Genomic DNA, 16,980 nt, shown 5'->3' on the forward strand with positions numbered 1-16,980 from the left:
TCACTCAGACTGCGGCAAATAAATCCGAAACGTTGTCCCTTGGCCAGGTTGGCTGGTAACTCGAATATCGCCCTGATGCAAGTCGACAACGCGTTTGACGATGGATAGGCCAATCCCGTTTCCGTGGATCGTCCGATCTCTGGATTTGTCCACCTTATAAAAGGGCTTGAAAATGCTGCCGATCTCCTCTTCGGGGATGCCCTGGCCGCTGTCGGCGATCGCAACCTCGATCCCGCCGTCGACCTTGCTCGCCTTGACTGCAATATGACCAAGCTCGCTCGTAAATTTGACGCTGTTGCTCAGCAAATTCGTCCATAGCTGATTAAGCTTATCCTCATCCGCCGCAATCGTCGTCTCTGCAAGATCAAGCTCGATGTCCAGTCTTTTGCTCGCCCACTGCGGCTCTAAAGCGATTATGACGTGGCGAATTTGTTCGTCCAAGCGATATTGCCGCACATTTAACGAGAGGTTCTCATACTCAAGGGAGGACAATTGAAGCAGATCTTCACTCAGACGGGAAAGGCGGTTGCTCTCTTCTTCAATAATATCAAGCAGGTGCAGCCGCGCAGACTCGTCCATTTTCTTATGCTTTAACGCTTGGGTAAATCCTTTGATCGACGTTAGCGGCGACTGGATTTCGTGGGAAACATCCGATACGAATTGCTTTCTGATTTGCTCCAGCGCACCCAGCTCGTGCGCCATATGATTAAAGCTCTCCGTCAGCTGGCCTATCTCGTCTCTGCGCTTCGTATTCAAACGAATGCTGAAATCGCCTTTAGACATTTTACGAGTCGCTCTCGTCAAATGTTGCAGTGGCCTCACGATATATCGGGCCGAGATCATGATGAATATGCTGCCGAAGAATAATACAATGAGCAGTTGGTTGCGAAAGAAACCCGATAACAGCAGCGCAAACTCGCTGATGTCCGATTTCATAAACAACGCGTACGGCTCCCCGTTAATCCGGAACGGAAGCCCGACCATCATATGATTAAATCCATGCTTCTTGGTATTCTTATAGACTCCGCCTAGCAGGACGAGGTTCAACTGGTCGGAGCTTACCTCAAATCGGCTGCCTGACGCCTCGGACTCATGAAGCGGCTTCCCCCCCTTGTCGAACAGTCGGGCGGAGTAGATCGGGAAAGCCGTCCATCCCTTGACCAGAGCGTCCAGATTATGAGGATAGGATTGCTCGTAGGATTGAATTATCGTTTTCCCGTTGGCGACCATGCTCTCCATCATATAGGTGCGAAGCTCGTCGCTATAGATTCGGCCGTTCACGATAAAGCTCACAACCACGCTAATGAGGACGGAGCCCAGAAAAGCGAACACCATCCTCACATAGAGAGACTTAATCACGGTATACCTCCAGTCGGTAGCCAAGCCCGCGGAGCGTCACGATCTTGAAATCCCGCTCGTATCGGGAGAAGCGCTCCCGGAGCCGCTTAACGTGGGTATCGACCGTGCGCTCGTCTCCATCGTATTCGTAGCCCCAGATTTGCTCGATCAGCGTATCCCGCGTAAACAGCTTGCCCGGCTGGCTCGCCAGCTTGAAAAGAAGCTCAAATTCCTTTAACGGAATCGACTCTCCCTGACCCGTATCCTTGTAGCGAATCTGGTAGCTTGTCTTGTCCAGCGTTACGTTGCCGAGCCGGACAAGCTGCGAGATCGATATCCGGTACCGTTTCAGCAAGGCCTTCACTCTCAGTACCAGCTCCATCGGCTCGAAGGGCTTGACCAAATAATCGTCGGTTCCCAGCTGAAATCCTTTGATTCTGTCCGTCGGTTCTCCCTTGGCCGTAATCATCAGGATCGGTTTATCTCCCGCTTCGCGCAATCTGCGGCACAGCTCCCAGCCGTCCATACGAGGCATCATCACATCCAGAACAACCAGGTCGACTGTATGGCTATTGTAATACTGCCAGGCTTCTTCCCCGTGGGTTTGCTCCACGACCTCCATGCCTTCGTCCTCCAGATACAGCCGGACAAGCTCGCGAATATGCGCTTCATCGTCTACAACCATTACGACCGTCATACCTTCAGCATCGCCCCTCTATCCGCTTTATGATTCTCGTTTGGCAGCCCGAAATCCGCGCATGACGATCACGGACAGAATAATGAGAATAAACGGCATCAGCATCGCATCGCTGCCCTGGCGCTCCAGCACGTTCGAGCAGATCGCCCCGGCAATCAACGCAACCAGCACGCTTGTGATCATTGTCCTAAGTGCAATCTTCGTATGCTTTTCCATTCCGATCTCTCCTGTCAGTTGCAAGGCCGGAGGAGCTTCGTAGCGAAGAGCCCCCGGCGCTTGCGCGAATTTGACTTGCTAGAACGATTCCGCTTCTTTTATTTTTCTCCGTTTCCAAGCCAGCTCATATATAACCGGAACTACAATCAGGGTAAGAATGGTGGAAGTAAACAGCCCTCCGATGACTGTGATCGCCAAGCCGCCCGAGATCAGGCTTGTGGAGGAACCGGATAAGGCAAGCGGTACGAGAGCCAGCATGGTGGCCAAAGCCGTCATCAGAATCGGACGAAGACGGGTTTTGGAAGCCTCCACGATAGCTTCTGTCAGCGGTATGCCGGATTTCCGATTTTTCTCCACCCGATCCAGCAGCACGACCGCGTTGGTTACCACAATGCCTACAAGCATCAGCATACCGATCATTGCGCTCATTGACAACGCCTGGCCCGTAACCAGCAATGCGCCAAGGGAGCCGACCGGAATGAAGACCAGCGAGCACAGGATGATGAGCGGAGTAAGCAGCCCCCCGAAGGTCATGCTCATCACGAGAAAAACAAGCCCGATGGCCGCCCCCATGGCAATGCCGATGCTGGCGAAGCCCTCATTAATCATTTGCAGCCCGCCGCCGAGCTTCAGCTCCACGTTATCCGGAAGCGACAGGGCGCCGATATCCGCCTCCACCTTTTTCGTCACGGCGGATACCCGGTCGGCATCCTTCACAGTTCCGCTGATTTGCGCATACATCTTGCCCTCATCGTGATTGACCTTGACCCATGCGTTCTCCTCCGCGATGCTCGCGATATCCCCCAGCTTCTGCATGCCTAAGGAAGTGGCCACCAGGACGTTCTCCAATTGCTCCTTCGACGTAATCTGTTGCCGATAAGTTAGCGAGATCGTCCGCTCTTCGTTGTCGATGCTGTAGGTTCCCGCTTCTACCGGACGCAGCAGCTCGCCAACCGTCTGCATGATCAAGTAAGGACTTACGTTCGCTGCGATGCCCTGCTCGTTCAGCGTCAGCACCCATTTGGGGGTCACATCGTTCATGTTGTTCGATATGTCCTTCAGATCGCTGCTCTGCTTCATCAAATCCTCAATTTGTTCGGCTGCTGCGGCCAAATCGTCGGGATTGTCGGAATAGACGCTCACATCGATATTGTTGCCCGTGGGCGGACCTTGCTGCTCGCCTGCCCGAACATTCAGCCGGGTATCCGTCACGACCGCATTCACGATATCGGGAAGCTCGGCGTTAATCTGCTCGACGACGCGATCCATGTCCGTGCCTTCTTCAAACTGTGCGGTTACAGTTGCCTTGTTCTTGCCCGGGGAGGATATAAACCGATTGCCCCCGGAGCCGCCGATCGTCACCTCATAACTTGCGATTCCGCTTAGGGCTTGCACGTAGCTTTCCACCCTGCCGCTGACCTGATCGGTTTGCTCAAGACTGCTTTTGACCGGCAGCGTAAGCTGGATGGACGCCGTCGGCACCGAGCCAGCCGGCAGGAAAGCTACTCCCAAGAGAGGAACGAGACCCAGCGATCCGATCAGGAGCAGCACAGCCGCGCCGATGACAAGCGCCTTGCGCTTTAATGCGCCTCGTATCATTTTCTCAAAACGGTTAGCCAGCCAGCTTTCTTCCTTGTGCGGCTTCACGTTGCGGAAAAATCGGCTGCCCAGCACGGGAATGAGCATCATGGCCACAAGCAGCGACGTCACGATAGAGATAACCACCGCAAGCGAGAAAGGCCGGAAAAACTCGCCGATGATTCCGCTGACGAAAGCCAGAGGCGCGAATACGACCACTGTCGCCAAGGTGGATGACGTCACCGCTCCGATCACTTCCCGGGTAGCCTGGAAGGCAAGCTCCTTGCCCTTCAGCTCATCGCCTTTCTGCTGGCGCCATCTGTAAATATTCTCGATGACGACGATGCTGTCGTCCACGATTCGCCCAACGGAGACCGCTATCCCTCCCAGCGTCATAATGTTGAGCGTATACCCCATCTGGTCCATCAACGCAATGGTGGCAAAAATGGATATGGGCAGCGATAAGATAGAAATGATTGTCGCTCGAATGTTTCTTAGAAACAGGAAAATGATAAGGACGCAGAATACGGTCCCGAACAAGCCTTCTCGAACAAGATCGGCGACGGAGCTTTTGATTTCTTCCCCCTGATCCATAATGACATGCACGTTCAGATCGCCTTTGTCCTCATAAGACGCCAGCAGGGCTTTGACAGCATCGGATACATCTGCCGTGTTGGCCTCTTGGCTCTTCACCACCTCGACGACATAGCTTGGTTCTCCGTTATATCGAGTGATCTCGTTATAGGAGCTCACCGTCTTGATCTCGGCAATATCCGATAGCAGAACGCCTCCATCCGCCGAACCTTCAGCTCCTGCAGCAGGCTGTTGCCGCGGCGGTTGCTGAGCCGTTCCCATCCCTTGAGCGGCCGAAGCGCCCAGCTTCAAGTCCTTAATCTGCTGCAGCGTTCCGACTTTGCCGGTCAGACGGATTGGAATGGCGGTCTCGTCCCGCGTGACCGTGCCTAGCGGAAGCGCATAATCCAGCGATTGCAGCGCGCTTTGGATGGCGCTGAGACTAATCCCCCTCTGCGCCGCCTTCTCCCTGTCCACGACAATACTCAGTTGCTCGGACTTCATGCCCTTCAAGGCGACGGAGCTCACGCCGGCCAGCTTCTGGAGATCGGGTACGACTTCTCCGGCCAGCTTATCGGCCAGCGCTTGCGCTGCTTCGTTCTTCGTAAAGACCGCCGCCTGATAGATCGGCTGCGCATTCGCCGATAGCCGCTGAACGGTTAACGTTGCGTTAGCCGGCAGCTTCAGCTTGCTTACCGTCGTTTCTACCTCGCCGGCCAGCTTGTCCATATCCGCTCCGAATGGAAATTGAATGACGATGCTGGCGGCATTCTCCGATGAAGTGCTCGTCAGCGAATCATAGCCTTTAATCGCCTTTAAGCTGTCCTCTACCGGCTTCGTTACCGCCGTCTCCATCTCCTCCGTCGAGGCGCCAGGCTGCACGGCTTGAACGAACACAGCCGGAAACTCCAAATCGGGGAAGGTTTGCTGCTTGATCTGTGTGGCGGAATACAGCCCATACCCCAATACCATTAAACATAATATCACTACTGCCGTGCCATTCTTTAAGCTTACTCGGGTTATCCAGTTCACTGATATTCTCCCTCCCTTTATCTGAGACGAATTATACAGCCCTAATTTGTACTCTGTGTGTACGGGAATGCCGAATAAGCCGCCGTAAGCACGGCAGCCTGGCATTCATCGGGAGATCCCGCTTGTGCTATAATAATTTCAGATTTTCATTCCGCAGCATGAAAGGGGAACGTTCGATTGCAAGCTTGGGAAATTGTAGGGGTTGCCGCGATAGGGCTCGTTCTTCTGCTCCTGATTAAAGTCTTCAGTCTCCAACGCCAGCTGGACGAGGTCAAGCTGGATCTGGAATGGCTGCGTAACCGGCCCGAACGCTCCGGCTTCTACCCGCCCATCGCAGCAAGCGCCTCCTCGCCGGACGCGAGCAACGCCGAAGAGCGGCATGACCCGGTCGCAAAGCTTCAGGACAGGCTGCGTATACTGGTTGCTGAGGGAAAGAAAATTCAAGCCATCAAGGAGTATAGAGAGGCAAGAGGCGTAGGCCTCAAGGAAGCGAAGGATTATGTGGACAGCTTGGACCGGAGCGGCTGATATGGGGCAGCCCGCAGCATATCTCGCTCCAGTACGCTTAAGCTTTAATCCCTCATTCGGTATTCATAGATGCGCATTTCTTCGCCGCCGATCGAGTATCCCCCGCCTATGTATCTCCAATGATTCCTTTCATAATACTCCGTTAGATCCGTACACAGGTAAAGCCGATCGTATCCCTTGAGGCCGGCTTGTTGAATGGCGTGATCCTGAAGCATCGCGCCAAGCTTGTGTCCCCTGTGCTCGGGATCTATATAAAGACAAGCGAACCAAGGGAAAAGATCTTGCCGACTATTCAGATCGCTTCTGAGCAACGCATAGGACCCGATCACTTTCTGATCTTCAAGAGCGAGATAGAATCTCGGAATATCGCTCTCCGTCGCACAGGAGTTTTCAATGCAATCTCTATAGAAATTGAGGTTCGTATCCGAGCCCCACTGCTCCCAAAAGTAATTTACAGCATCCGCTAACAGATCCGGCACTTCTCTGACATCCACGATACGGATCATAATCTGTTCGTCCTTCCATAATTCCTTGGGTTATTGCGTTCTGAGTTTCGCTCTGATGATCTTCAATAAATCCCGCTTCTCTTCCTCAGGAATCCACTCGCACAGCCGAGCAGCCGCATAGGGAAGAAGCCAGTCGTTTACGTCTTCCATTGAAACCTCCGAGCCGTCCATGTACTTCCGGAGATACGTATCCAGCAGTTGAATTCTGATTCGTGAAATCCATTGCTTTACATCCTGCGGCGTCTCCTCGGGCAGACGACCCAGCTTAAGCAATAAGTACGTCCGGGCAACATCGCCCGCAGGATTGCCCTGCGTGCCTGTCATCCAATCGATAACCCACTCGGCCTGCCGGCCGAGAAGGATATTATCAGGGTGATAATCTCCATGACAAAGCTTACTGCCCCCCGGCAAGCTCGCTAAATGCTTCAATATTGCCTCCTTCTCTGTCCTCGTAAGCAGCGGAGCTTGCTCAATGTGATCGGCTAATCTTTCCTTTTGTTCGGGCAGGTTCTTGGCAGATCGCCGATGAAGGTCTAAATGCAGGGTAGCGAATTTGCGGGCCTTGTCCTCCAGCGTTAAAGGCTGCTGATAGATTGATCGGAACATCGTGATGCCATCCAGCCTGTCGTATACAATGCCCCTGCGCTCTCCATAAGCCAGAATTTCGCTCGGCTCCGGGCACGGCACGCCCAATGCGTGCACTTCTTTACCGATCCTGTACTCGGCTTCAATCAAATCCTCGGGCAAATCCGCCTTAAAGAGCTTAAGAATTTGCCGAGGGGTATAGGCCAGAATCTCGGCAGTTCTGCCGAACGCCACAACCTCGTGCTTACGCATCTCTTTCACCTGCCTCAAGAATGTTGGAACCGCTCACCATCGCCTCCATGATACCGTCACGCCCCTTTCTTTTCAATGAAGGTACGCTTCAATACAGTCCCTTAAAGGTTCTGTATAGGCTATAGACGCCAAAGCCCAACAAAACCAGAGCGGATAACGTATTGATCCGTTTCATCAGCCGGGAGCTGATCATTCTTTGCAGTAAACCGACTGTACCGCTTAAGAATAACCACCATAGAGCCGAGCCCAGGAATACGCCCAAGACGAGCTGTACGGACGATTCCGATGCGGGACCGATATTCATTCCGGCGAAAATTCCTGCAAACGATACAATCGTGAGCGGATTGGTCAGCGTTAAGAGCAATGTCGTTCCGAATGTCCTTAAATAGCTTCCTTTTATTCCGGCATCCTTCTGCTCATCGGCGCTTGCCGCAGGGGCTCCGAATGTCCTGTAGGCCAGATAGATCAGGAATAATGCGCCCACTAGATTAATCCACGCCGATTGCTGGATTAAAAAATGCGAAATTACGGTCAGTCCAAGCGCCGCAAGCGTACCGTACATCGCATCTGCGGTTGCCGCCCCCAAGCCTGAAACAAAACCGAAGGCTCTTCCTTGACTTAGGGTTGTGCGGATGCATAGCAATCCGATGGGACCAACCGGCGCCGCAATGGAAAACCCGAGTATGATCCCTTTTATTAACGATTCCATCCTTTATCCCGCCCTCTGCTTCTGCAAGCTCGCTTCAAACCAGCTCTATACTCAAATATTTGTTCTTCAAGAGCAAATCTCTGACATTCTCAGCCGTATTTTTCTGCCTGGGAAGATTAGTCGTTCTGTTTAATAGAATCCATCGGATGAAGGCCATGGCCTCGAATTTTTCCAACTCCTCCTGCGAGTAGAGAGAGGCCGCCAAGAACACAGACCGGTATATTGAACAATATCTTTCGTTTAGGTATATCCCGATAAGAATTATAGACCATGCCGCATCATATCTCGGATCGCCGAGCTGACCGTTTGTCCAATCGATAATCGAATACTCGCCGCCAGCTTCGAGAAGATTGCCCAGATTGTAATCCCCATGGATAAGGCAGCTTTGTTCCATATTCGTGCTTCTGACGAGCGGGAGCAGCCGTTCTTCCAGGTCTGGGTGCTCCTCTATTCCGGGAAAGAAATAATCGACAAAATCATACCTCGGAAGCTCGATAGGCCAAGATTCCTTCGGTAGTAGGTGTATTCCGGCTAATAGCCCCGCAATCTCGATTAATTTCTTCTTGTTCACCTTCCCGATCGCAACGCCGCTGTAGGCGGTTAACAGAACCGGGTTGTCCTTCCCGTCAAAGCCCCAGCCGAGCGGTCTGGACACGGCGATTCCTCGGTGATGCAGAGCTTTTAATAAATGGTATTGAAAGCCGACATCCGGCTTGGAGGCCCGATTCCACACCTTCAATACGTAGGCGGATTCCGCAGTTCCGACCTTGAAGACCTCGGCTTCAAGTCCGGCTTCCATGGGAGCCCCATGCAAGAAGCGATTCTGTTCGATTGCCGTAGCCAGCTCATCCGAAATCTCCTTCCAGAGGATGCTGCTCATAAGTTCTTGATACATAATTCCGATCTCCTATCGAAGGTCGTTCTCTTTATCGGAAAATGCATATTTATAGCTTTTAGTTCATCAATAAGTTCTACCATATAGGATTGATCTGAAGAAAACTCAAATTCTAGGGTGGCTCCATTACCTACTGGATACATGAGTTTAACCTGCCATTCAAGCTTACCTAGCTTATCCATCCGAACTTTTATGTCAACATTGCTTTCCAATCCGACCATTGAAGATGAACCTGTCATTCGATCATACATCTCTATTAAATCGTAATAGAAGGAGGTAAGTTCCTCCGTTCGAAGGCTTGCTGAAAATTGTGCAACGAACCCTGGAATTTTTGCGTTAACATCGCAAGTCAACCAGTTCGCATCCCAGTACTCATCCGAATGAGGGTACGAGTAGCCAATTACTTGTATGCTGATTAATTCGCCTTCGAGGCCCTTAATTCTAACGTACATCTTGTCACCTGCCTTCAAAACACCTCATTACCCATATAGACTGCCTGTTTTCCCAGACTCTCCCACTCATTCTATCAAAAATAATGACCAAATGACACATTCCGGCTGCAGTCGGCAGATAGGAACATTCCCCGTCTTCCCTTTCCCATTCCGATCCTATACAGTAGAGAAGTACCTACTACCCCGAGCATTCCGGCTTCCCGAAAAATAAAGGCTCTTCCAGGAGGACTTCTACAGCGATGCCTCACCCTACACCTGAGTTGCAATCTGTCCATCCGCAGCAAAAGACCGAGCCGTCCTTCCGATCCCGCCATCTGATTTTCGCGGCTACGACTATACTCTATTGGACGACTTTATACATTTATGTGCCGATTCTTAGTCCTTATTTGCAGGATCGAGGACTATCGATGAGCTGGATCGGCTTCATTCTTGGCAGCTACGGGTTAACGCAGATCATCACCCGACTGCCGCTTGGCATGTACTCTGATCTGATGGCTAAGCGCAGGCCGTTCCTCATCGCGGGAATGCTGGCCGGACTGATCAGCTGCATCTTCTTCCTGCTGCCCGGAACGTGGGGCGGACCGCTCGCCGGACGACTGATGGCCGGTATCTGCGCCGCAGCGTGGGTTCCGTTCTCGGTGCTGTATGCCTCTTATTATCCGGCCAATCAGACCCATCAAGCGATGGGAACGCTCAGCTTTCTGACCGTTACCGGTCAACTGATCGGCATGAGCGCGAGCGGCTGGCTGGCTTCTGTCGGCGGCTGGCATTACGCCTTCCTCTGCGGCATCTTCGTTGCTGCGGTGGGCACCGTCGTCGCCATGTTCGTGTATGAGCCGGGACAGCCTGCGGCGAGCCTTCGATCGCCGCAGGAGCCCAGCGGGCGCCGAACCCTTGACCGTGCAATGGTCGCTCGCGTTCTTCGCTCTCCCGTTCTCTGGACGGTATCGGTCTTGTCCGTTCTGGCGCACGGCATTTTGTTCATTACGATGTTCGGCTTCACACCGCTTCAGGCTGTGGAGCTGGGAGCTAGCGAAGCGCAATTGACAGGCATCGTCGTCGCCTTTATGGTTCCGCACGCGCTCGTCTCTCTGTGGACGGGACGTTATCTTGCTCCCCGCTTCGGAACTCGCCGTGTCGTCATCATCGGATTCGTGCTGGCCGCCCTATTCACCGCGGTCATCCCGTACAGCGCGAGCCTCGGCTGGCTGGCCGCAACCCAGGCTCTGAACGGGATAGCGCAAGCGCTCTATTTCCCGCTGCTGCTCAGCCTTGCGATTCGCCGATTCATTCCGGCAGAGCGGGCAACCGCGATGGGTCTCTACCAATCCGTATACTCGCTGGGCATGTTTCTCGGTCCTTATATCGCCGGAGGTTTAAACGCCTTCGGGGGGCTTAAGGCCGGTTTTCTTTTCGGCTCTTCTCTCGGTCTATTTGCCTTCGTCATTGTCCTATGCAATAAACGGCTTGAATCCTGAACAGCAAAACAGACCGTCAGCGCTGACGGTCTGTTTTGCTTTCGGCGATCCTTGCGGCTACCGCCATCCTTTAAATTCCGGCTTGCCCACATTCATCTTGAAGGTTCCGTCCTCATAGAGAAGCGGACTTTTCTCTGTAAACCGTCTGGAATATTGCTCGACATGGCTGACCTTCATCTCGAAAGCGTGCGTAAAGTCGATATGCGCAATCGCAACCCAGTAGGCATAATTGTTCTTCTCGTATAACGAGGATACGACTTGCTGCCCCTGATGGTTATCTACGACGGCGCGGGCTTTCATGGAATAGAAGCTTCCGACCCCGTTACTAATCGCACTGTAGGCCGCGAACAACACATATTTCAGTTCCTCCGTGCGATGAATCGTAATCGTTTCCTTTCCTTTTCCTTTGGAATCCCCGTCCAATTCGATGAACGGCGACTTCTGGTACGAGCCCAGATTCCGATAATAGATTTTGCCTATTTTGTTATTCTTGGTTACATAGAAGCAATAGAGATCCAAGTCCTTCGCCGATTCCCATTCGAGCATCGCAGTCACTTTATTGGCCTTCTTAATATTTACGCTTCCGTTCTTTTCCAGGCTTACCTTGCCGAGCTGAACCGTTGGAGGCTGCTTGGTCGAAGCTATCTCGACGGGCTTCGCAGGCTCCGCAACCGATGCTGCAGCCGTTTCTTTGTACGCATCGGCGACTGCGGCCGATTCGTCCTCGACCTCAAGTCCGAAGTTGGTGACTAATTTAGGCAATCCGCCGTTAAATCCGCTTCCGACCGCATTGAATTTCCATTCGCCTTTATGCAAATACAGCTCTCCGACCACGATCGCCGTCTCCAATCGGAGGTCTTCTCCGAAAGGATAACGTGCCAGTTCCTCGCCGCTATCGGCATCCGTAATCGTGCATACCGCATCGGTTACCAGACCGAAAGCCTTCCCGATCAGCTCTCCATCATGGATGGTCAGCGTAATCGCGATTTTCTCGATATCGCCAGGAACCGCATTCACGATCACTCGGACGGCCTCCCGGCCGCTGCCCGGCTGTTGGGAATGAACAACCGCCTTATTGCGGCTTTCCTGTTGTCCATAGAAGATAAAATCTTCATCTCTGGCGCAGCTTCCTTCGGCCCCGAGAAGAAAAGCCGAAGCATTGATATCGATGTCCGAATCTGACGATTGCCAGCTTAGGCCTATATGTATTGTTTTTATATTCTTTCCTCTAGTCAGATCCACCTTCTGCCCTTTAGCTATCCTCATTCGATTCTCTCTCTCCCATCCGGTTAATCATAGCTTGACTTCCAGATTATATCACATCGGACTGGAAAGATCTGATGCACAAGCAAAAACCGCCACGCTCGCAAGCTCGCGAGCCATGGCGGCGAATATCTTCTTTGCGCAAACGGCAGATACCAAGCAGCCCGCGCGTCTCCTCAGCGATGAGCAAAGCTCCATAACGCAATTACCAGCAGCAAGCCGCCCCCGGCCATGGCGTAATCTCGCTTCCTCCACCTCGAACGGACCGGCAGAACGACGCTGTCGCGCCCTCCGACTCCGCGGCTTTCCAGCGCAAGCGCGACTTCATCGCCAAGTCGAAACAACGCCAATAGAAAGGGAATCGCGACATCCCGCAGTCTCCTGCTCAAGGCCGCCGGATTTCGTGAGACGGATTTGCCCCGCGCCAGGAAAATCTTCACGAAACGCTCCCATAATTCCAGAAGCACCGGTACGAATCTCATAATTAGGGTCACAGTCAGAATCGCCCTTTGCGCCCAACCGGGTACCCGCCCTCGGATGGTCGCCACCTGTTCCAGCGCTTTTCTCAAGGATAACGGCGACATCACGAGCGGAATGGCCAACCCCAGCAGCAAGATCTGCATCGTACGGGCAAACGGCATGATCGTATCCAGAAACGCTTCTCCGCGAGCCGCCCAGCCGGAGCCGGCCCCTGCCGCGAAGAGAACCGTCGCAATGACGGAGAAGATCGCATAGTTGACGATCACTCCTCTCCAGCGAAGCAGCGAGACGTTGCCCGCAATCAACAACGCCGCGACAACCGTTGCTCCGAGAAGAAGTCCCATCCAATCCTTGAGTACGAACAGCCCGAAGGAGACAAGGGCGTAAGCCAACCATATCGACCGGGGATCGAAGCCCCCCAAGCGATGGCCCTTTGTCTCTTCCTCCCGCTTCTTCGCCAGGTTTGAACGGAACTGCTTCGCCGCAGGTCTACCTGTACGGTCTTCATTCGTGCTCAGAGGCTCTCCCGTCCAGGATGCGGCCGCATCTCGCGGCTTCCATAACCCCTCCATCGGAACGCCGTTTCGCCAAAGCCGATGAACCGTGCGGATCCAGAGCGGTACGCGCAGTCCGATGTCCTCCAGCCATTCAGGGCAACGAACCAAATGCTCTCTGCTGCATCGTCTCAACGTCCCTGACGCATCCAGCAGAAGCGCTTCGTCTGCCAGCGGCAGCGCCCAATCCGAGTCATGCGAGATGAGGATAATCCCTCGTCCCTCCTCCCGAAGCTTCGTCAACTGCCGGGACAGCGTCCGGTGACCGGCTCCGTCTAAGCCGGCCGTCGGTTCATCCAGCAGATACCAAGAGGCCGGAGCCGCGAAAGTCGCGGCCAGCGCCGTCCTCCGCCGCTCTCCGCCGCTCATCGGATAAGGATCGCGCATAAGCCATTCGGCGCTCTCCCATCCCGCCGATTCTAGCGCCGCCTTCCTGCGCTCCTCCTTCTGCTTGGCATTCAGACGATAGGGCCGCAGAGAGTAATCGAGCTCTTCCCCTACGCTTCTTGCGAACAGCGCGTCCTCCGGAGCTTGACTGGCGTAGCTATAATGCAGAAGAGCACGCTCGTTAAGGCGAACGCGGCTTCTTCTCCACCGCTTCGGTCGCCAGAGCGCATCCGGGCCGAACGACACTTGCAGCCCTTCGGGAGGTCGCAAGCCTGCTATCTTTTCCAGCAACGTGGATTTCCCCGCTCCGTTGACTCCCATCAGCACAACAATTTTTCCCGGTTGAAGCACAAGCCCCCCTGTGCGGAAGGCCTGCTCCCCTTCCTCTCCGTGCCGCCACTTGATACCGTCCAGCCGCAGCGGAACCCCCGCATCCGAATTAGCGTTCTCCTCTGGCCGTTTCATCATTTCCTATGTTCCCCCATACCCTCTGCCACTCCCGCTCCGTCATCGGCAGCGGGTCGTTCAGCTTTCCAAGACGTCTTAGTTCCAGCGCAAGCTCCATCAAATAGGGCAATCTCAGACCTGCTCTGAGGCAAGGAGATACGGCTTCTGGAGGAGCGTCCCTTCCTGCCGAGCCCGGTTCTCCGTACAGAAAAGCACGGGCTCCGCCGTCATAGGCGATACGGCCCGAATCGATCGCAACGACACGATCTTCCGCCTCCAGCTCGTCCAGCCGCTGCGTGACCCACAGGACTGCCGTCCCCTCTCTATGGATTTCACGGACAACCTGAATCACCAAGTCCCGGTTCTCTTCATCGAGCATCGAAGTCGCCTCGTCCATAACCAACAGCTTCATTCCGCATGCCGTTGCCGCTGCAATCGCCGCAAGCTGCTGCTGTCCGCCGGACAGCCTATGCCACGGTTGATCGGCAGACAGGCTAAGTCCTACCCGCTCCAGCGCCCGTTCCGTCAGCTCTTCTCGCCGCTCCGCATCAATCCCGCGCCATTCGAGCGCGAATGCGACCTCCTCGCGAGGCGTCTCGCCGAAGAGCTGGGCTCTCGGCTGCTGCAGCACAATGGAGCTTATCTCCTCCCCGGCGAATCCCCGCTGAACGAAACCGCTCATTCGTTCCACTGAAAAGCCCGCCAGCAGACGGGCAAGCGTCGATTTCCCGCTCCCGTTTATCCCCACGACGGCAAGCCATTCTCCTTTGGCCAGAGCCAGAGAAGCCCCGCGAAGCCGGGCAGCGGAATCCTCGTTCCCCTCATTTCCTCCGTATACGGATACCTCTTCCAGAAGCAAGGGCTCATCTGACGTCAGCGGAAACATTTTGCATTCTCCCTCTTTTCAACCGGACTTTCTCGTGCTACAATCTCAATTGTTAACCAACACAATACATACAGGTTAACATTTAGGAGGCTTCTTGACAATGTCCAATTCCGTCACACCCGCATCATCCGGGCAAGCATCTCGTGCAACGAACCAATGGATTAGAGGCGTTGTCTTCACCGCCCTGTTCGGAGCGCTGTTCATCGCCGGAAGCTTTGTGAAAATCAATCTGGGCTTCACCCCCGTGCCCATCTCGCTGCAAGGCTTTACCATCATGCTGGCCGGCGGATTGCTCGGCGCCGTCTACGGCTTCTGGAGCATCTTTATTGTCGTTGCCTTGACTGCCCTTGGGCTTCCGCTCATGAACGGCTCTGGAGGCATCGCCCAGATCACCGGTCCGACGGCCGGCTTTATCTGGATGTTTCCGGTCTCCGCTTTCCTTGTCGGCTGGATCACCGATCGAATCTATGCGGGATCGCGAACAATCAGCCGAATTCGCCAGGTATGGCTGCTGATTGCCATCTTTGCCTTCGGCTCACTCTTGCTTTACGCATCCGGCGTCCCGTGGCTTGCACACGTAGTCGACAGCGAGAAATACGATACCTTCAGCGGAGCGCTTCGCGCCGGCATGTATCCCTATCTTCCGGGGGATGCCCTTAAGGCCGTCGCAGCCACATTGGTCATTATCGCGCTCAAGCCCGTTCTGCCGATCATTCGTCCTCGCGGAAAATAGCCGAAAGATCCAAATACAAGGACTCCCTATCAATGGGGAGTCCTTTTGCATGCCGGCATGACGAGTGTACAAACCGTTCCCTCTCCCCTCGCATACAGTAGAAAGGTTCGATAGTTCCCTTGTCTTAAAGGAGTGTGTCCGATTTCTATGGCAAGCGGTCGACTGGATTTGTTTATCGCCAAGCTGCCCGTTAATCACATCGTGCTTACCCTGAATTGCTGGGACTCGCCGTCCGGGCTGCTGGCCATTCCCCGCAATACGAAAATCATAATGAGAAAAGGCAGCATTAAGCAGGCCGTCCAGCTCGAAGTGCTGGAGGGCCGTGAATGCTTCGCCGATTTCATGGAGATGAATTACGCCCTGGCCCGCCAGTTTCAACTCACGGCGCTGCGCAGATATTCGCTTGCTTATCACGCTGAAGATCGAACGCTGGCCATTAGTCCATCCCCGTTAAGCGAGAGCCTTGCGCTCATCTCTCCCGGAGCGAACGGTTCGGATACGCTGTCCGTCGGCTTTGAGCTGTTATCAAGGCTCGGCATCCCCGAAAGACAGGGCGCTATTATTAAAGTTCGGAGCGGTAAAAATCTCGCCAGGCTCCGACTTCACGTGCCCGCCAATCTATCGGATAATCGACTGCGTCTATCCTCTCCTTTGCTGCAGAGGTGGAAGCTCGGAGCCAACCAAAGCCATCTCCTGCAATTCGATCAACGCACCTTTACGCTAAGCGTGACACCCGCGGTTCCCGGCCGTTAACACAACCGCCACGCCAATATTGAAGCAGCAAGGACCACGCTACTAACGCGTGGTCCTTGTTTAAGCTTCCCTATCGATTATTCCGGCATGAAGTCCCGCTCGCCGCCAGAAACAAGCTTAGTCGCACTGTTCAGGAGCTTCGGCAGGCGTGGCCGCTTCAACGTCCACCTTATCGGCCACCGTGTCCCGAATAATCGAAATAATCGATTGCAGCATGTAGTTGACGTCCACTTGGCTTTGCTGAAACTGCTGCACGACGGGAATATTGTCCAGCTCATCCTGGATGGCATCGATTTCCGCTTCGATTTTCTCCACCATTGCCGGATTTTTGAACGTATTCTGAAAGGCCACAAGCTCTTTTTGCTTCTTCTTGATCGTAGTGATCAGTCCCTGAACCCGCTCATGGGCCTGAATCTGTTTCTCGGACTGCTGGTATAGCGCGACTTCCTCGGTCGTTGTAATGAGATTAGCCAGTTCCTTCGCTCTGGCCAGTATATCCTCGCGAACGATCAGCTCGCGATTATCGAACGACGGCATCGAGGAGCATCCGCCCCCGTGGTGGTGATGGTCGTGATCATGATCATGGTCGTGTACGTGTGAAGACATTCTCTGTTTCCTCCCGATTCAAATATCCGCCT

17 protein-coding genes are annotated in these 16,980 nt (G+C 53.9%); 4 read left to right on the forward strand and 13 right to left on the reverse strand.

The window, feature by feature from the left end; all coding sequences use genetic code 11:
* From ACFO1S_RS28080 to ACFO1S_RS28095, 4 genes are all read right to left on the reverse strand, one after another.
* Entirely contained in the window at window positions 1-1,359 is a 1,359-nt protein-coding gene (locus ACFO1S_RS28080; protein ID WP_204603056.1) for a sensor histidine kinase, read from the reverse strand.
* On the reverse strand, window positions 1,352-2,035 hold the full coding sequence (locus tag ACFO1S_RS28085; protein ID WP_204603057.1) for a response regulator transcription factor: 684 nt from the start codon (window positions 2,033-2,035) through the stop codon (window positions 1,352-1,354). Before ACFO1S_RS28085 ends, ACFO1S_RS28080 begins: the two co-directional genes overlap by 8 nt.
* Window positions 2,036-2,062: 27 nt before the next feature.
* Window positions 2,063-2,251 carry a hypothetical protein gene (locus ACFO1S_RS28090; RefSeq protein WP_204603058.1) on the reverse strand — a complete coding sequence of 63 codons (189 nt, stop codon included), beginning with the start codon at window positions 2,249-2,251 and terminating at the stop codon, window positions 2,063-2,065.
* A 78-nt stretch (window positions 2,252-2,329) separates the two neighbouring features.
* Window positions 2,330-5,434, reverse strand: a complete 3,105-nt coding sequence (locus ACFO1S_RS28095) for an efflux RND transporter permease subunit (protein ID WP_204603059.1) — start codon at window positions 5,432-5,434, stop codon at window positions 2,330-2,332.
* 177 nt (window positions 5,435-5,611) lie between these two features.
* On the opposite strand from ACFO1S_RS28095, the gene ACFO1S_RS28100 reads away from it, so the two are divergent.
* Window positions 5,612-5,962: a ribosomal protein L7/L12 gene (locus ACFO1S_RS28100; RefSeq protein WP_204603060.1), complete on the forward strand. Its 351-nt coding sequence runs from the start codon at window positions 5,612-5,614 to the stop codon at window positions 5,960-5,962.
* Between the two features lie 44 nt (window positions 5,963-6,006).
* Here the strand turns inward: ACFO1S_RS28100 and ACFO1S_RS28105 are convergent, their stop codons facing one another.
* The 5 genes from ACFO1S_RS28105 to ACFO1S_RS28125 form a co-directional block, all read right to left on the reverse strand.
* Complete coding sequence (locus ACFO1S_RS28105) at window positions 6,007-6,468, reverse strand: GNAT family N-acetyltransferase (protein WP_204603061.1); 462 nt, start codon at window positions 6,466-6,468, stop codon at window positions 6,007-6,009.
* A 30-nt stretch (window positions 6,469-6,498) separates the two neighbouring features.
* The gene (locus ACFO1S_RS28110; protein WP_378128008.1) at window positions 6,499-7,305 is read right to left on the reverse strand and encodes a phosphotransferase family protein; all 807 of its coding nucleotides are present in this window, start codon (window positions 7,303-7,305) and stop codon (window positions 6,499-6,501) included.
* Window positions 7,306-7,393: 88 nt separating this feature from the next.
* Window positions 7,394-8,014 (reverse strand): LysE family translocator, encoded by a 621-nt coding sequence (locus ACFO1S_RS28115; protein WP_204603063.1) that lies wholly within the window; start codon window positions 8,012-8,014, stop codon window positions 7,394-7,396.
* A gap of 34 nt (window positions 8,015-8,048) precedes the next feature.
* Window positions 8,049-8,909: an aminoglycoside phosphotransferase family protein gene (locus ACFO1S_RS28120; RefSeq protein ID WP_204603064.1), complete on the reverse strand. Its 861-nt coding sequence runs from the start codon at window positions 8,907-8,909 to the stop codon at window positions 8,049-8,051.
* The gene (locus ACFO1S_RS28125) at window positions 8,891-9,361 is read right to left on the reverse strand and encodes a WapI family immunity protein (RefSeq protein ID WP_204603065.1); all 471 of its coding nucleotides are present in this window, start codon (window positions 9,359-9,361) and stop codon (window positions 8,891-8,893) included. The genes ACFO1S_RS28120 and ACFO1S_RS28125 overlap by 19 nt, the downstream gene beginning before the upstream one ends.
* Before the next feature lie 239 nt (window positions 9,362-9,600).
* On the opposite strand from ACFO1S_RS28125, the gene ACFO1S_RS28130 reads away from it, so the two are divergent.
* Window positions 9,601-10,839, forward strand: a complete 1,239-nt coding sequence (locus tag ACFO1S_RS28130) for an MFS transporter (RefSeq protein ID WP_204603066.1) — start codon at window positions 9,601-9,603, stop codon at window positions 10,837-10,839.
* A 57-nt stretch (window positions 10,840-10,896) separates the two neighbouring features.
* On the opposite strand, the gene ACFO1S_RS28135 is transcribed toward ACFO1S_RS28130, so the two are convergent.
* The 3 genes from ACFO1S_RS28135 to ACFO1S_RS28145 form a co-directional block, all read right to left on the reverse strand.
* Window positions 10,897-12,105: a TerD family protein gene (locus ACFO1S_RS28135; RefSeq protein ID WP_204603067.1), complete on the reverse strand. Its 1,209-nt coding sequence runs from the start codon at window positions 12,103-12,105 to the stop codon at window positions 10,897-10,899.
* Window positions 12,106-12,278: 173 nt separating this feature from the next.
* Window positions 12,279-13,991 carry an ATP-binding cassette domain-containing protein gene (locus tag ACFO1S_RS28140; RefSeq protein WP_204603068.1) on the reverse strand — a complete coding sequence of 571 codons (1,713 nt, stop codon included), beginning with the start codon at window positions 13,989-13,991 and terminating at the stop codon, window positions 12,279-12,281.
* Entirely contained in the window at window positions 13,963-14,856 is an 894-nt protein-coding gene (locus tag ACFO1S_RS28145; RefSeq protein ID WP_204603069.1) for an energy-coupling factor ABC transporter ATP-binding protein, read from the reverse strand. Before ACFO1S_RS28145 ends, ACFO1S_RS28140 begins: the two co-directional genes overlap by 29 nt.
* A gap of 100 nt (window positions 14,857-14,956) precedes the next feature.
* On the opposite strand from ACFO1S_RS28145, the gene ACFO1S_RS28150 reads away from it, so the two are divergent.
* Both ACFO1S_RS28150 and ACFO1S_RS28155 read left to right on the forward strand, forming a co-directional pair.
* Window positions 14,957-15,589 (forward strand): biotin transporter BioY, encoded by a 633-nt coding sequence (locus ACFO1S_RS28150; RefSeq protein WP_204603070.1) that lies wholly within the window; start codon window positions 14,957-14,959, stop codon window positions 15,587-15,589.
* A gap of 147 nt (window positions 15,590-15,736) precedes the next feature.
* Complete coding sequence (locus ACFO1S_RS28155) at window positions 15,737-16,342, forward strand: hypothetical protein (RefSeq protein WP_204603071.1); 606 nt, start codon at window positions 15,737-15,739, stop codon at window positions 16,340-16,342.
* Between the two features lie 117 nt (window positions 16,343-16,459).
* Here ACFO1S_RS28155 and ACFO1S_RS28160 read toward each other — a convergent pair whose 3' ends face one another.
* Entirely contained in the window at window positions 16,460-16,948 is a 489-nt protein-coding gene (locus ACFO1S_RS28160) for a YlbF family regulator (protein ID WP_204603072.1), read from the reverse strand.
* Window positions 16,949-16,980 lie beyond the last annotated feature (32 nt).

The sequence above is a fragment of the Cohnella boryungensis genome (assembly GCF_042651945.1).
Classification (GTDB): domain Bacteria; phylum Bacillota; class Bacilli; order Paenibacillales; family Paenibacillaceae; genus Cohnella; species Cohnella boryungensis.

Coding starts and splice junctions, on each gene's coding strand:
- ACFO1S_RS28085 (WP_204603057.1), bottom strand. CDS start 2,035: ATGACGGTCGTAATGGTTGTAGACGATGAAGCGCATATTCGCGAGCTT.
- ACFO1S_RS28090 (WP_204603058.1), bottom strand. CDS start 2,251: ATGGAAAAGCATACGAAGATTGCACTTAGGACAATGATCACAAGCGTG.
- ACFO1S_RS28105 (WP_204603061.1), bottom strand. CDS start 6,468: ATGATCCGTATCGTGGATGTCAGAGAAGTGCCGGATCTGTTAGCGGAT.
- ACFO1S_RS28110 (WP_378128008.1), bottom strand. CDS start 7,305: ATGCGTAAGCACGAGGTTGTGGCGTTCGGCAGAACTGCCGAGATTCTG.
- ACFO1S_RS28115 (WP_204603063.1), bottom strand. CDS start 8,014: ATGGAATCGTTAATAAAAGGGATCATACTCGGGTTTTCCATTGCGGCG.
- ACFO1S_RS28120 (WP_204603064.1), bottom strand. CDS start 8,909: ATGTATCAAGAACTTATGAGCAGCATCCTCTGGAAGGAGATTTCGGAT.
- ACFO1S_RS28125 (WP_204603065.1), bottom strand. CDS start 9,361: ATGTACGTTAGAATTAAGGGCCTCGAAGGCGAATTAATCAGCATACAA.
- ACFO1S_RS28130 (WP_204603066.1), top strand. CDS start 9,601: ATGCCTCACCCTACACCTGAGTTGCAATCTGTCCATCCGCAGCAAAAG.
- ACFO1S_RS28135 (WP_204603067.1), bottom strand. CDS start 12,105: ATGAGGATAGCTAAAGGGCAGAAGGTGGATCTGACTAGAGGAAAGAAT.
- ACFO1S_RS28140 (WP_204603068.1), bottom strand. CDS start 13,991: ATGATGAAACGGCCAGAGGAGAACGCTAATTCGGATGCGGGGGTTCCG.
- ACFO1S_RS28145 (WP_204603069.1), bottom strand. CDS start 14,856: ATGTTTCCGCTGACGTCAGATGAGCCCTTGCTTCTGGAAGAGGTATCC.
- ACFO1S_RS28150 (WP_204603070.1), top strand. CDS start 14,957: ATGTCCAATTCCGTCACACCCGCATCATCCGGGCAAGCATCTCGTGCA.
- ACFO1S_RS28155 (WP_204603071.1), top strand. CDS start 15,737: ATGGCAAGCGGTCGACTGGATTTGTTTATCGCCAAGCTGCCCGTTAAT.
- ACFO1S_RS28160 (WP_204603072.1), bottom strand. CDS start 16,948: ATGTCTTCACACGTACACGACCATGATCATGATCACGACCATCACCAC.